The organism is Rhizobium leguminosarum bv. viciae USDA 2370, from assembly GCF_002008365.1.
In the GTDB taxonomy this organism is placed as follows: Bacteria; Pseudomonadota; Alphaproteobacteria; order Rhizobiales; family Rhizobiaceae; genus Rhizobium; species Rhizobium leguminosarum.
This window is the reverse complement of sequence record NZ_MRDL01000052.1, coordinates 1-12,325: the sequence shown is the minus strand read 5'-3', so window position 1 is coordinate 12,325 and position 12,325 is coordinate 1. Positions and strand designations below refer to the sequence as shown.

Below are 12,325 nucleotides of genomic sequence, written 5' to 3'. Positions count from 1 at the left end.
AGGGAAAGGCGACCGGAAAGCCCGGCCGTCTTCACTTACTTTCCGACCTGCTCGGCCCAGTTCGGCGCCTTGCCGCCGCCATCGAGGAAGGTCATTGCCATATTCGCCATAAGGGGCGAGGCGAAAGTCTCGTAATGGGTGAGATCAGGCAGGATCGCCAGCCGGTTCCTCGACATGTTTTCCCGCATCCAGCCTGCATCGCGCAGACCGCCGCCGAGCTTGTGGTAGAAGTCGATCATATGCTCGGGCCGGATCATGTCGGCATCGCCATAGATCAGCATGACCGGCATGGTGAGCTTGGTGACGGCATCGCTATAGTCGATGGGTTCGCGCATCAGTGCGCCCATGGCGTCGAGCAGCTTCGGAAATTCGGAAACGTCGGGCGCCACCGCCTTGTAGGAGAGGAACATCGGCGTGTCCTTCATCATGTCGGCCATACCAGCGCCGACGGCCGCCTGTTGCGGCAGCATCTCCGGGAAGAAGCCGTTCTGCGCATAGGGCGCCGAGAGTATCACCAGCCGGCGCACCCGGTCGGGCGCGGTCGCCGCCATGTTCAGCGCCACCCCGCCGCCGAAGGAATAACCGAAGACGTCGAGCTTGTCGTAGCCGAGTTGCTTCACCAGGATCGCGAGATCGGCGCCGATGGCCGGAAGCTCGATCGGCCGCTTGCCGAGGGGCGTGCGGCCATGGCCCTGCAGATCGACGGCAATCACCTGCCGGTGGTCGGTGAAAACAGGCATGACCGGCGCGAACATCTCGATCTGCCCGAGGCCGCCGTGAAGGAGCAGCAGCGGTTCGCCCTCTCCACGGATCTCGTAATAATAATCGATGCCGTTGACCGGCAAACTTCCCTTCCTGACGATCGGCGCTACGGCCTTTTTGTCCTCGCTCGCCGGCGTGCCACCGTCAGCACCTGATATATCGGGCGCGGCCAGGAATGCGGCGACCGTTGCGATCATCGAAATCAGCGTCATTTTCGACATGTCCTTGCTCCGTGTTTGCGTCGATACCGCAAGGACGGCGGCGATCATGCTTTTCCGACACCGCGCTTCGAAATTTCTGCCATCACCTTTATGCCATTCCTATATTTTCACCCCGTGCCCCGAATGGATTTCCTATCGCGCGCAGCAGTAGGCTTTCGCCATCACTGCAAAGGTCAAATGCCATGCGATATGTCATGTCCTCCGATTCTAAACCCCTTCACCCCTACAGGATCACGCGCGGCAGCCGGCGGATGCGCGAGAAGCGCACTGCCCGAGCGCTGATCGTCTTCGGCGTGGTGCTCGCCTGCGTCGAGCTCTACGTCGTCGTTTTCGGCTGGCTCTGAGGCCGGCCCATGGAAGCGGCGAGAATGCCGCGCCTTGGCGGCGCGATCACCACTCTCATCACGCCGTTTCGTCATGGCTGTCTCGACAGGCCGGCGCTCCGGGCGCTTGCGGAATGGCAGATCCTAAGCGGCGTCGACGGGCTCACCGTCTGCTCGACAATGGGGGAAGGCCCGACGCTTTCGCAGCAGGAGCGCGCCGAGGTAATCGATCTCGTCATCCGCTCTGCGGCCGGCCGCGTGCCGGTCGTCGCCGCCACCGGCACCAATTCCACCGACAGCACGATCGCGCTCACCCGCGAGGCGGAAGTGCTCGGCGCCGCAGCAGCGCTCGTTACAGTGCCCTATTATTCCAAGCCTGGGCAGCAGGGCATCGTCCACCACTTCGAGCAGCTGGCGGCGGCAGGCGGACTGCCCGTCATCATCGACCATGCGCCGGCGCAGACGGCGAGCGATCTTTCGACGGAAACGCTCGACAGACTGGCCGTCATCCCGGGAATCTTTGGCATCCGCGACGCCACGGGCGACATCGCTCGCTTCGTCGGCCTTTCGGCTATCCTGCGGCAGCGCTTCCGCTTCTTTTCCGCGCACGATCCTTCCGCGCTCGCCTTCACCATCGCCGGCGGCGACGGCACGATCTCGTCGGGCGCCAATGTGGTGCCGCGGCTCTTCACCTCGATGCAGCAGGCGGCCCGGGCCGGGAACCTTTCGGCCGCGCATTCTCTGCAGGAATGGTTGCTACCGCTGATATCAGCGCTCGGGCCGGAGGGCGATCCGGCGAGGATCAAGTATGCGCTGCGGCTGATGCGCGGGCTGAAGGCCGAGCTTCGCCTTCCGCTTGTCGCGGCCGAGCCGGAGGTGTGTTTGGCCATCGGCGAGGCGCTTGCGCCTTTCCTTGACGAAAGCAGCACGAGGATGGCGCTATCCCTATGAGATTTTTATATTTTCCTCTCTGGCGCCAAATGGAAACCCTATCCGCTGACGCCTATCTTCCAAGGCGTGACACCGCCGCATTTTCAAGCGGCGGTTGAGTGAGACTTCGAAAGGACAAACCGATGTCACGCCTGACTGAACCGAGTGCCGAGAGCGACCCGCTGCAACGCAGCCACCTCGGCACACTCGCCGCCGATCCCTCCCATCCGATGCTCTCCGGCCTTGCCGCCATTGCGCCCCGCCTTGGGGCAGCGATGGCCTTTGCCGGGCTGGTGCAGATGACCTTCAATCTCATCTCCCGCTGAAACCATCAGGACCGAAGAATCATTACAATGGCAAACGCACAGCAACGCCGCAGCCTGCCTTCCGCAGCGCCCTCACCTTCCGCCCGCTTCACCGTCGGCCGCGACAGAAGCGGCCGCTGGATCGTCCACGATCGCGATGGCCTCGTTGGCGGGCTCTTCATCAATGAGGCGGCCGCCCTCCATTTCGCTGCAGGGGAATGCAACTGCCCCTCGGCTGATATCCATAGGGCGGCCGCAGGCATGGTGCTCGAATTCGCGCCCTTTGCGCGTAGCACCGCGAATATCCACTAAATCTTATCGGTCTCCCGCCGTTTTCAGCCGGCAGGAGACCGAAGACATGGGTTGGAGGCCAATATCCAACTTTTCCTTAACCGGCATGCTGGTAAAATCCTGGCGCAGAGACTTCAGACGCCGCGAGACCGATGCCGAAACCGAATTTCCGCTTCACCCATTATGATCTCAAGGAACAACGCGCCGGAACGATCATCGAGGTGTCGTTGAATGCGGTGAACAATGTCCGCCTGATGACGGCGCCGAATTTCCAGCGGTTCACCGAGGTTCTCGATTTCAAATATATCGGCGGCGTCGCGCGCAAATCGCCGATCAAAATCGCCGTTCCGGAAAGCGGTCACTGGCATGTCGTCGTCGACATGGAAGGTCATCACGGGCTTGCGGAATCGTCCGTCAAGGTGATCGCCGCGCCGGCAAATCAGAAGACGCCGCGCGTTTCCTGAGCTTGGCAGCACCACGCATCTTCTCGGCTCGTCTCTCCTGCCAACCAGCCGGCGCCCGCGATTAGGGCGTTCGTGCAACCATCAAGCCCTCGGAAAACGCGTAGATCCTCCCCGATCCTTGATCAGGATCATTGAATCAGACTGCCACGTCGATCACAGTTCTCCTGTCGCGAGGCTTGCCCGCGCCGCAGCGCCACCAGATGCAACTCGGCTCGCCATTTGATGCGCCGAGGGTAAGTGGGGTAGCAGACGAAGATCTTCACAACGTGGGGAGTAGTCCATGACTTCGAGCCCAATGGGTCGTATCACCAATATCATCGATCCTGGCGATGCGCTCGGCGAAGTACTTTTCGGATTGATTATGGCGCTCACGTGGACGATTGGTTCGAGACTTGTTCTTGAAAAAGAGGGGTTAAATGTTCAGGAGCTTTTAGTTGCAACAATCGGATGCAATGTCGCTTGGGGGATCATTGACGCCGTATTATTCATCCTGGGCACGACATTCCACAGGAGCAGACGGCTGCGCCTTTTTCGGCAAATCAAAGCCGCCAAAAGTGAATCTGCGGCGCTCATGGTGCTCGCGAACGAATTCCCGATTGAAGAAGCACCATTTTCTGGAAAGGCCGCCGATGCGGAGGCACTCTATCGGTCACTCCTGACGCTCGCATCTCGGGCCGATCCTGTGAAGGTGTCCCTATCGAAAGGCGATCTGTTTGCCGCAATTGCGATCTTCTTTTTGGTTTCTGCCACCTCCATTCCGGCAGTTATCCCTTTCCTTCTCATCGATAATGCGCAGCTTGCCCTGAGAGCCAGCAACCTGTTTCTTATTATGCTGCTATTTGTGACGGGCTATGCGTGGGCGACGTTTTCAGGAGGCAGGCCCTTTTATGCAGGGATGACGATGACTTGTCTCGGATTGCTTCTGGTTGCAATAGCGATCGTTCTTGGCGGCTGAGCCCCTTCACCAACCGAACAGGCACCGCGCCTCAGCGCGGATTGCGCTCCTTGCGAAGCTTTGCCCACCATTCCAGCCGCTTGCGGATATCGCGTTCGAAACCGCGCTCCGGCGGATCGTAGAAGATCTGGCGACCCATCTTCTCCGGGAAATAGTCCTGGCCGGAAAAGGCGTCCGGCTCGTCGTGGTCGTAGCGATAACCTTCGCCGTAACCCTCGCCCTTCATCAGCTTGGTCGGCGCATTGAGGATATGCTTCGGCGGCAGCAGCGAGCCATTCTGCTTCGCGGCCTGGCTTGCCGCCTTGAAGGCAGTGTAGACCGCATTCGATTTCGGCGCGGTGGCGAGATAAACGCAGGCCTGGGCCAGCGCCAGTTCACCTTCCGGCGAGCCGAGATACTCATAGGCATCCTTGGCGGCATTACAGATCACCAGCGCCTGCGGATCGGCAAGACCGATATCCTCAACCGCCATGCGCACCAGCCGCCGGCCGAGATAGAGCGGATCCTCGCCTGCATCGAACATACGGGCGAGATAGTAGAGCGCGGCATCGGGATCCGAGCCGCGTACGGATTTATGCAGCGCCGAGATCAGATTGTAGTGACCATCCTGCGCCTTGTCGTAGACCGGGGCACGGCGCTGGACGATGCGCGTCAGGCCTTCTGTGTCGAAGCTCTCGCCTTCGCGCGCCGCGCGCCAGACTTCTTCGGCGAGCGTCAGCACCGCGCGGCCATCGCCGTCGGCCATGCGGATCAGGCTGACGCGAGCATCCTCCGTCAGCGGCAGCGGCTTCTGCTCGATCGCCTCGGCACGCTTCAGCAGTTCCTCGAGGCTCTCCTCGTCATGCGACTTGAAGGTGAGCACACGGGCACGCGACAGCAGAGCGGCGTTGAGCTCAAAGGATGGGTTCTCGGTGGTGGCGCCGACGAGGATGACGGTGCCATCCTCCATGACGGGCAGGAAACTGTCCTGCTGGGCGCGGTTGAAACGATGGATCTCATCGACGAAGAGCAGCGTCTGACGGCCGTCCATACGCCGCAAACGGGCTGTCTCGAACACCTTCTTCAGATCGGCGACGCCGGAGAAGATCGCCGATATCTGCTCGAAGGCCAGGCCCGCCTCGCCCGAAAGCAACCGTGCCACCGTCGTCTTGCCGGTGCCGGGCGGACCCCAGAAGATCATCGAGCCGAGCGAGCCGCTTTCGATCATCCTTTTCAGCACGCCATCCTCACCGGTCAGGTGTTCCTGACCAGTGACATCGGCAAGCGTCTTCGGCCGCAGCCGGTCGGCAAGCGGCCGCCTGGCAGCGACCTCCTCCGGAACACGCGGCGCGAAGAGATCGTTGCTCATCGGAAAAATTGCCGGATGCGCTGGCCGTCGCGCTCTATCTCGACCCGCCAGAGGCCGGGGTCGCTATCGGCGATCTGGGATAGTTCGCTGGTCGACTTCACATCCGTGCCGTTGATCGAGACGATGATATCCTTCGGTTCGAAACCGAGACGGGCAGCAGGCGAATCGTCCTTCACCTCGGATACGACGACGCCCGCCGATTCCGGCGGCATGCGCAGCTCGTCGGCGACCCGGGGCGACAGGTTCTCGACGACGGCGCCGGTAAACGGCGTATGCCCGCCGATCGTGCGCTGGTCGCGCGGCGAGGTTTCCGGGGCACGGGCGAGCGTCAGCGGCAGCTGCTCCTCGCGGCCGTTCTCGACGACGGTGAGGTTGACCGATGTGCCGAGGCCCGCCGTCGTCAGCCGGTAGAGCAGCGCATCCGGATGTTCGACAGAAATCCCGTCGACGGCAGTGACGATTTCTCCGGCCTTCAGCCCGGCCTTGGCCGCCGGCCCGCCTTCCGAGACCTTGACGACGAGCGCGCCGCGGGCCTTGTTCAGCCCCAGCGCCTCAGCCACTTCCGAGGTTACGGCATCGAAGCTCGCGCCGACATAGGGCCGTTCGAAGGATTTGACGCCGGCATCGGCAGAGGAGAGGAAGACCTTGACCAGATTGGCAGGGATGGCGAAGCCGATGCCGTTCGAGCCGCCGCCGCGCGAGAAGATCGCCGTGTTGATGCCGATCAGTTCGCCCTTCATGTTCATCAAGGCGCCGCCGGAATTGCCGGGATTGATCGAGGCATCGGTCTGGATGAAGAAGCCGAATTCGTTCCTGACCACCTGGTTGCGGGCAAGTGCTGAGACGATACCGCTCGTCACCGTCTGGCCGACGCCGAAGGGGTTGCCGATCGCCAGCACGAGATCGCCGACCTCGACCGTATCGGAATTGCCGATCGGCAATGTCGGAAAGCTTTCCTTGGTGTCGATCTTCAGCACGGCGAGATCGACACGGTCATCACGCAGCACCACCTTGCAGGGGAATTCGCGGCCATCCGACAGTGCGATCTTGATGTCGTCGGCGCCTTCGACGACATGATTGTTGGTCACGACAGTGCCGTTCGCCTCGACGATGACGCCGGAACCGAGCGACGACTGCTTTTCCGAACGGTTTGGCATCTGCTGGCCGAAAAACTGCTCGAAGAAAGGGTCGCCGGCAAAGGGCGACTGCCGCTTGACGGTCTTTTCCGCATAGACGTTGACGACGGCGCCCGACGTCTGTTTGACGAGCGGGGCGAAGGAGAGCTGCATCTGCATCTGGCTCTCGGGTACGGTCTTTGCCGTCTGCGCATGGGCCGCAGCCGGCAGAACGAGCATGAGAGCGAATAGCGAGACGGAGGCGCGCTTGAACAGGCCTTGCATGGGTATCCCTTTTGAATCCTCTTGAGGAACGTTTTAGAGCATGATGCCGAAAAGTGTGAGCGGTTTTCGGACGACATCATGCTCTAACTATTTAATTGCGAACAGGATTCAGATTTTAGGCCGACCGGCCTAAAATCATCCTGTTCTGCGGCCCGACGCTAGAAAGGAAAGGGGGCGGAAGCATGGAAGAATAAGGCAAAGGGATGTCTTGGAAACCGGTTGAAGTCATTATGAATTTGATTCAGGAAGATTGGCCATGCAACTGATATCAAAAGCCAAAAACTGGGCGAAGTCACTGAAGCGTGACATCGTGGCCCTATGGCTTGCCGCCCGCGATCCCCGCGTGCCGTGGCATGCTAAAGCGGTGGCCGGCGCCGTTGCCGCCTACGCGCTGTCGCCCATCGATCTCATCCCCGATTTCATCCCCATCCTCGGCTATCTCGACGATCTCCTCATCGTGCCGCTCGGCATCATGCTGGCGATCCGGCTCGTTCCGGCAGAGGTGATGAACGAGCTTCGCACGGAGGCGGCAAGGCGCATCGAACGTCCCTCCAGCCGGGTCGGACTGATCTTCATCCTTGCCGTCTGGCTCATCTGCATCATCTTCCTGGCTCTGGCACTGCGGAAGCTGGCCTGACCGGCGGCAATAGGAACATATGAATGATCACGACAAGAACGACGACAGCGGCTCTCGGCTTTGCGATGCTGCTCATTGCATCGAACCTGGTACAGGCAGCAAGCTTCGATTGCGATGCGAAGGAATTGAAGCCGGATGAGAAAGCGATCTGCGACAACCGCGCACTCAACGATGCCGACGTGAAGATGGCAACCACGTTTGAACTGCTCTCCGGTCTGCTGGCGATGGGCTCGCGCGGCACATTGCAGGACGAGCAGACGGGCTGGCTGAAGAAACGGCAGGAATGCGGGGCGGATGTGGCCTGTATCAAGGCTGTCTATGACGAGCGGCTGAAGCAGCTCGGCGAGACCTATAAAAACATCAACCGGCCGCTTTAAAAGCGACCGGTCGGCGGAGCAGCTGACTCTTAATCAGCGGGTCGCAGGTTGAAGCGACTCAGCGGGCGTTCAGATCGCGCACGGCGCCGCGGTCCGCACTCGTTGCGAAGGCGGCGTAGGCCTTCAGGGCGGTCGTGACGTTGCGCTTGCGGACTTCTGTGGGATACCAGCCCTTGGCATCCTGATCGGCGCGGCGGGCGGCGAGTTCGGTCTCACTGACGCGCAGGCTGATCGTGCGGTTGGGGATGTCGATGTCGATCATGTCACCTTCGCGCACCAGGCCAATCGTGCCGCCATTTGCCGCTTCCGGCGAGGCATGGCCGATCGAGAGGCCGGAGGTGCCGCCGGAGAAGCGGCCGTCGGTGATGAGCGCGCAGGCCTTGCCAAGGCCCTTCGACTTCAGATAGCTCGTCGGATAGAGCATTTCCTGCATGCCTGGGCCGCCCTTCGGGCCTTCGTAGCGGATGACGACGACGTCGCCGGCCTTCACCTCGTTGGCAAGGATCGCCTTGACGGAGGCATCCTGGCTTTCGAAGACGCGGGCGGGGCCGGAGAATTTCAGGATCGATTCATCGACGCCGGCAGTCTTGACGATGCAGCCGTCGATCGCAAGGTTGCCCTTGAGCACGGCAAGACCACCATCCTTGGAGAAGGGATGCTCGACCGAGCGGATGACGCCGTTTTCGCGGTCGGTGTCGAGTTCGTCCCAGCGGGCCTCCTGGCTGAAGGCGACCTGGGTGGGAATGCCACCCGGAGCGGCACGATAAAAGTTGCGAACGGTTTCGCTGTTGGTGCGGGTGATATCCCAGCGATCGATCGCATCGCCCAGCGTCTCGGCATGGACGGTCGGGCAATCGCGGTTCAAGAGGCCGCCCTTGTCGAGTTCGCCGAGGATCGACATGATGCCGCCGGCGCGGTGGACGTCTTCCATGTGAACATCACTCTTGGCGGGGGCGACCTTTGACAGGCACGGCACCCGGCGCGATAGCGCATCGATATCGGCCATGGTGAAATCGACCTCGCCTTCATGGGCGGCAGCAAGGATGTGCAGGACCGTATTGGTCGAGCCGCCCATGGCGATATCGAGCGTCATGGCATTCTCAAACGCCTGTTTGGAAGCGATGATGCGCGGCAGCGCCTTTACGTCGTCCTGCTCGTAGTAACGGCGGGCGAGATCGACAATCAGATGGCCGGCCTCGACGAAGAGGCGCTTGCGGTCGGCGTGGGTGGCAAGCGTCGAGCCGTTGCCGGGCAGCGACAGGCCGAGCGCTTCCGTCAGGCAGTTCATCGAATTGGCGGTGAACATGCCGGAGCAGGAGCCGCAGGTCGGACAGGCAGAGCGTTCGATGGTCTGGACGTCCTCGTCACTGATCTTGTCATCGGCTGCGGCGACCATGGCATCGACGAGGTCGAGTGCATGCGTCTTGCCGTGCAGCACGACCTTGCCGGCTTCCATCGGACCGCCGGAGACGAAGACGGTCGGGATATTGAGGCGTAGCGACGCCATCAGCATGCCGGGGGTGATCTTGTCGCAGTTGGAGATGCAGACCATGGCGTCGGCGCAATGGGCATTGACCATGTATTCAACGCTGTCGGCAATGAGCTCTCGCGAGGGCAGCGAATACAGCATGCCGTCATGCCCCATGGCGATGCCGTCATCGACGGCGATCGTGTTGAATTCCTTGGCAACACCGCCAGCCGCCTCGATCTCGCGGGCGACGAGCTGGCCAAGGTCCTTCAGGTGCACGTGGCCGGGCACGAACTGGGTGAAGGAATTCACCACCGCGATGATCGGCTTGCCGAAATCCGAATCCTTCATGCCCGTGGCGCGCCAAAGGCCGCGGGCGCCCGCCATGTTGCGGCCATGGGTCGTGGTTCTGGAACGGTAAGCTGGCATCGGTGTCTTCCTCAACGTGTCGGAATTATCAGGCGAAGCGGGGCGGCATGGAGCCTGCAGGCCGGGCAAACGCTGCTTTTTCGAATTGTCCTAATCCAATCGACGGGGGCTGTCACTACCGTGAAGGCCAAATCCGGTACGCCATGGGCCAAGCGCCATGAGGCCCATCGATCATATACGGTACAGCGCGACGTTTCGTTACAGCCTATTCCATCACGGCCGAACACAAAAAATTGGCTTCACGTCTGTAATATTCAAGGCTTAGACACTCATCCGAACATGCGGGCGGTTCGTTTAAAGACTATATTGCAGAAATCCGCCCAGGAGATTTCGCCATGCCAACCTATCGCCCACCGAAGATCGCGTCATCGGAGATCACGCCGCGCCAGATCTATGTGCGCCGTCGTGAATTCCTCGGCGCGGCAGCACTTGGCGCCATGGCGCTCTACAGCGCCGGCAAGGCGAGCGCTGCGGCCCTCTCCGCCGTTGAGAGCAAGTACAAGGTCGACGAGAAGGCGACGCCGCTCAAGGACGTCACGACCTACAATAATTTCTATGAGTTCGGCCTCGACAAGGGCGATCCCGCAGCACTTTCCAGCGATTTCAAGCCGCTGCCCTGGACGATCAAGGTCGACGGCATGGTCAACAAGCCAGGTACCTTCGACCTCGAGGTGCTGATGAAGGAATTCCCGATCGAGGAGCGCACCTACCGGATGCGCTGCGTCGAGGCCTGGTCCATGGTCATCCCCTGGGACGGCTTTCCGCTGGCATCGCTGCTCGACAAGGTGGAGCCGCTCGGCAGCGCCAAATACGTCTCATTCGAAACAGTCGTGCGGCCGGACGAGATGCCTGGGCAGAAGGGCTTCTTCCAGTCGCTCGACTGGCCCTATGTCGAAGGTCTGCGCCTGGACGAGGCGCGCCATCCGCTGACGCTGCTTGCCGTCGGGCTCTATGGCGAAACGCTGCCAAACCAGAACGGCGCGCCGATCCGGCTCGTCGTGCCGTGGAAATACGGCTTCAAGGGCATCAAGTCGATCGTCAGGATCACACTCACCGACCGGCAGCCCAAGAATACCTGGCAGGTCACCAATCCGCAGGAATACGGCTTCTACGCCAACGTCAATCCAGCGGTCGACCATCCCCGCTGGAGCCAGGCGAGCGAACGGCGCATCGGCGAAAGCGGCTTCTTTGGCGCGAGCCGCCATCCCACCCTGCCCTTCAACGGTTATGCAGACGAGGTGGCGAGCCTTTATGCCGGCATGGACCTGAAGGCGAATTTCTGATGGCGGAACTGTCGCTCGCCATCCCGAAGCGCTGGCAACCCGCCTCCGTCTGGCTGCTTTATGTCGTCGGGCTCGTGCCTGCGGCCTGGACTTTCTATCTCGGCGCGACTGATCAGCTCGGCGCCGATCCGGTCAAAACCTTCGAGCTCTTCCTCGGCATCTGGACGATCCGTTTTCTGATCCTGACCCTTGCCGTTTCCCCTGCCCGTGAGCTCTTCGGCTGGAACTATCTGCGCTATCGCCGCGCCCTCGGGCTGCTGACCTTCTACTACGCGCTGATGCATTTCACCGTCTACATGGTGCTCGACCAGGCGATGGATATTTCTGCCGTCATCAACGACGTGCTGAAGCGCCCCTTCATCATGTTCGGCATGGCCGGGCTTGCGATGCTCATTCCGCTGGCGCTGACATCCAACAATCTCTCGATCCGCCGCCTCGGCAAGAACTGGATCTGGCTGCATCGCCTCGTCTATATCGTCGCCGCCTGCGGGGCGTTGCACTTCGCGCTCTCGACCAAGATCCTCGACCTCGAGCAATATATCTATGTCGGGCTGATCATCGCGCTCATCCTCTACCGCTCCTATCGGCCAATCGCACGCAACAGGCAGAAGGGCAAAGGGCGGACGCGCAATCGCGCAGTAGCGTCTGTTTCGTAGGATTGCAGACTTACCCGCGAGGATGGGTCGCAGCCCACCGTGCGGGATCGAAGGCGCAGGCCGCGGCTATGCCGATGGCATAAGCCAGCATGTTCCAAAGCGAAAATACCCGGCCAAGCAACAACGCGCCTGCCGTGGTCAGCCGAAACGCGTCGAGCCAGGGCGTATGATAAAGCCGGAACAATTCCACTGAGATCGCTATGAACAGCGCTGTGACGGCAATTACTGCCGGCCGTGACCTTGTGACAAAGAGCGCCACGAGCAGATAGACCATCGCTCCCCAGAGTGCCGATCCGCCATATTTGACGACGATAAAAGGCAGACCGGCCGCATAGCCAAACCTGCGGAGCACCAGCCCGAGAACGATGACAAGAAACAGGGCGGCCAGAGGAAGGAACGTAAGCCCACGGTGAAAGCCGTCTTGCGATGACGGGCTACTGACTGGCAGTCCTAGTGGTAACGCTAGGAGTAGTCAT

At 61.1% G+C, this 12,325-nt stretch carries 15 protein-coding genes; 10 read left to right on the top strand and 5 right to left on the bottom strand.

Annotated features, from left to right (window positions below; translation table 11 throughout):
• Nucleotides 1-35: 35 nt before the first annotated feature.
• A complete protein-coding gene (locus tag BS629_RS31675) occupies nucleotides 36-1,031 on the bottom strand; it encodes an alpha/beta fold hydrolase (RefSeq protein WP_018241662.1) in 996 nt (331 codons plus the stop codon).
• A 146-nt stretch (nucleotides 1,032-1,177) separates the two neighbouring features.
• On the opposite strand from BS629_RS31675, the gene BS629_RS39025 reads away from it, so the two are divergent.
• The 6 genes from BS629_RS39025 to BS629_RS31650 all read left to right on the top strand — a co-directional run bounded on the left by BS629_RS39025 (nucleotide 1,178) and on the right by BS629_RS31650 (nucleotide 4,251).
• Entirely contained in the window at nucleotides 1,178-1,327 is a 150-nt protein-coding gene (locus tag BS629_RS39025) for a hypothetical protein (protein ID WP_155256902.1), read from the top strand.
• Between the two features lie 9 nt (nucleotides 1,328-1,336).
• Nucleotides 1,337-2,257 carry a 4-hydroxy-tetrahydrodipicolinate synthase gene (dapA, locus tag BS629_RS31670; protein WP_018241660.1) on the top strand — a complete coding sequence of 307 codons (921 nt, stop codon included), beginning with the start codon at nucleotides 1,337-1,339 and terminating at the stop codon, nucleotides 2,255-2,257.
• Between the two features lie 122 nt (nucleotides 2,258-2,379).
• Nucleotides 2,380-2,562 (top strand): hypothetical protein, encoded by a 183-nt coding sequence (locus BS629_RS31665; protein WP_032980120.1) that lies wholly within the window; start codon nucleotides 2,380-2,382, stop codon nucleotides 2,560-2,562.
• Between the two features lie 27 nt (nucleotides 2,563-2,589).
• Nucleotides 2,590-2,853 carry a hypothetical protein gene (locus BS629_RS31660; protein ID WP_018241658.1) on the top strand — a complete coding sequence of 88 codons (264 nt, stop codon included), beginning with the start codon at nucleotides 2,590-2,592 and terminating at the stop codon, nucleotides 2,851-2,853.
• A gap of 131 nt (nucleotides 2,854-2,984) precedes the next feature.
• The gene (locus BS629_RS31655) at nucleotides 2,985-3,296 is read left to right on the top strand and encodes a DUF1883 domain-containing protein (protein WP_018241657.1); all 312 of its coding nucleotides are present in this window, start codon (nucleotides 2,985-2,987) and stop codon (nucleotides 3,294-3,296) included.
• 280 nt (nucleotides 3,297-3,576) lie between these two features.
• A complete protein-coding gene (locus BS629_RS31650; protein WP_018241656.1) occupies nucleotides 3,577-4,251 on the top strand; it encodes a VIT1/CCC1 transporter family protein in 675 nt (224 codons plus the stop codon).
• Nucleotides 4,252-4,282: 31 nt separating this feature from the next.
• On the opposite strand, the gene BS629_RS31645 is transcribed toward BS629_RS31650, so the two are convergent.
• Together BS629_RS31645 and BS629_RS31640 are read right to left on the bottom strand one after the other, a co-directional pair.
• Nucleotides 4,283-5,599, bottom strand: coding sequence for a replication-associated recombination protein A (locus BS629_RS31645; protein WP_018241655.1), 1,317 nt, complete (start codon nucleotides 5,597-5,599; stop codon nucleotides 4,283-4,285).
• Nucleotides 5,596-6,999, bottom strand: coding sequence for a DegQ family serine endoprotease (locus BS629_RS31640; protein ID WP_018241654.1), 1,404 nt, complete (start codon nucleotides 6,997-6,999; stop codon nucleotides 5,596-5,598). The genes BS629_RS31645 and BS629_RS31640 overlap by 4 nt, the downstream gene beginning before the upstream one ends.
• A 256-nt stretch (nucleotides 7,000-7,255) precedes the next feature.
• Here BS629_RS31640 and BS629_RS31635 point away from each other — a divergent pair, with 256 nt between their 5' ends.
• Both BS629_RS31635 and BS629_RS31630 read left to right on the top strand, forming a co-directional pair.
• The gene (locus BS629_RS31635) at nucleotides 7,256-7,636 is read left to right on the top strand and encodes a YkvA family protein (protein WP_018241653.1); all 381 of its coding nucleotides are present in this window, start codon (nucleotides 7,256-7,258) and stop codon (nucleotides 7,634-7,636) included.
• A gap of 23 nt (nucleotides 7,637-7,659) precedes the next feature.
• The gene (locus BS629_RS31630; protein ID WP_077988763.1) at nucleotides 7,660-8,013 is read left to right on the top strand and encodes a lysozyme inhibitor LprI family protein; all 354 of its coding nucleotides are present in this window, start codon (nucleotides 7,660-7,662) and stop codon (nucleotides 8,011-8,013) included.
• Between the two features lie 58 nt (nucleotides 8,014-8,071).
• On the opposite strand, the gene ilvD is transcribed toward BS629_RS31630, so the two are convergent.
• Nucleotides 8,072-9,910 carry a dihydroxy-acid dehydratase gene (gene ilvD / locus BS629_RS31625; RefSeq protein ID WP_018241651.1) on the bottom strand — a complete coding sequence of 613 codons (1,839 nt, stop codon included), beginning with the start codon at nucleotides 9,908-9,910 and terminating at the stop codon, nucleotides 8,072-8,074.
• 335 nt (nucleotides 9,911-10,245) lie between these two features.
• Here ilvD and msrP point away from each other — a divergent pair, with 335 nt between their 5' ends.
• A complete protein-coding gene (gene msrP / locus BS629_RS31620; RefSeq protein ID WP_018241650.1) occupies nucleotides 10,246-11,193 on the top strand; it encodes a protein-methionine-sulfoxide reductase catalytic subunit MsrP in 948 nt (315 codons plus the stop codon).
• Nucleotides 11,193-11,849, top strand: coding sequence for a protein-methionine-sulfoxide reductase heme-binding subunit MsrQ (gene msrQ / locus BS629_RS31615; protein WP_018241649.1), 657 nt, complete (start codon nucleotides 11,193-11,195; stop codon nucleotides 11,847-11,849). The genes msrP and msrQ overlap by 1 nt, the downstream gene beginning before the upstream one ends.
• A 10-nt stretch (nucleotides 11,850-11,859) precedes the next feature.
• On the opposite strand, the gene BS629_RS31610 is transcribed toward msrQ, so the two are convergent.
• On the bottom strand, nucleotides 11,860-12,297 hold the full coding sequence (locus tag BS629_RS31610) for a ribosomal maturation YjgA family protein (protein ID WP_172643993.1): 438 nt from the start codon (nucleotides 12,295-12,297) through the stop codon (nucleotides 11,860-11,862).
• Nucleotides 12,298-12,325 lie beyond the last annotated feature (28 nt).

Bases quoted from the DNA above. Each gene is read 5' to 3' on its own strand.
- BS629_RS31675 (WP_018241662.1), bottom strand. From the start codon at position 1,031: ATGATCGCCGCCGTCCTTGCGGTATCGACGCAAACACGGAGCAAGGAC.
- BS629_RS39025 (WP_155256902.1), top strand. From the start codon at position 1,178: ATGTCCTCCGATTCTAAACCCCTTCACCCCTACAGGATCACGCGCGGC.
- dapA (WP_018241660.1), top strand. From the start codon at position 1,337: ATGGAAGCGGCGAGAATGCCGCGCCTTGGCGGCGCGATCACCACTCTC.
- BS629_RS31665 (WP_032980120.1), top strand. From the start codon at position 2,380: ATGTCACGCCTGACTGAACCGAGTGCCGAGAGCGACCCGCTGCAACGC.
- BS629_RS31660 (WP_018241658.1), top strand. From the start codon at position 2,590: ATGGCAAACGCACAGCAACGCCGCAGCCTGCCTTCCGCAGCGCCCTCA.
- BS629_RS31655 (WP_018241657.1), top strand. From the start codon at position 2,985: ATGCCGAAACCGAATTTCCGCTTCACCCATTATGATCTCAAGGAACAA.
- BS629_RS31650 (WP_018241656.1), top strand. From the start codon at position 3,577: ATGACTTCGAGCCCAATGGGTCGTATCACCAATATCATCGATCCTGGC.
- BS629_RS31645 (WP_018241655.1), bottom strand. From the start codon at position 5,599: ATGAGCAACGATCTCTTCGCGCCGCGTGTTCCGGAGGAGGTCGCTGCC.
- BS629_RS31640 (WP_018241654.1), bottom strand. From the start codon at position 6,999: ATGCAAGGCCTGTTCAAGCGCGCCTCCGTCTCGCTATTCGCTCTCATG.
- BS629_RS31635 (WP_018241653.1), top strand. From the start codon at position 7,256: ATGCAACTGATATCAAAAGCCAAAAACTGGGCGAAGTCACTGAAGCGT.
- BS629_RS31630 (WP_077988763.1), top strand. From the start codon at position 7,660: ATGATCACGACAAGAACGACGACAGCGGCTCTCGGCTTTGCGATGCTG.
- ilvD (WP_018241651.1), bottom strand. From the start codon at position 9,910: ATGCCAGCTTACCGTTCCAGAACCACGACCCATGGCCGCAACATGGCG.
- msrP (WP_018241650.1), top strand. From the start codon at position 10,246: ATGCCAACCTATCGCCCACCGAAGATCGCGTCATCGGAGATCACGCCG.
- msrQ (WP_018241649.1), top strand. From the start codon at position 11,193: ATGGCGGAACTGTCGCTCGCCATCCCGAAGCGCTGGCAACCCGCCTCC.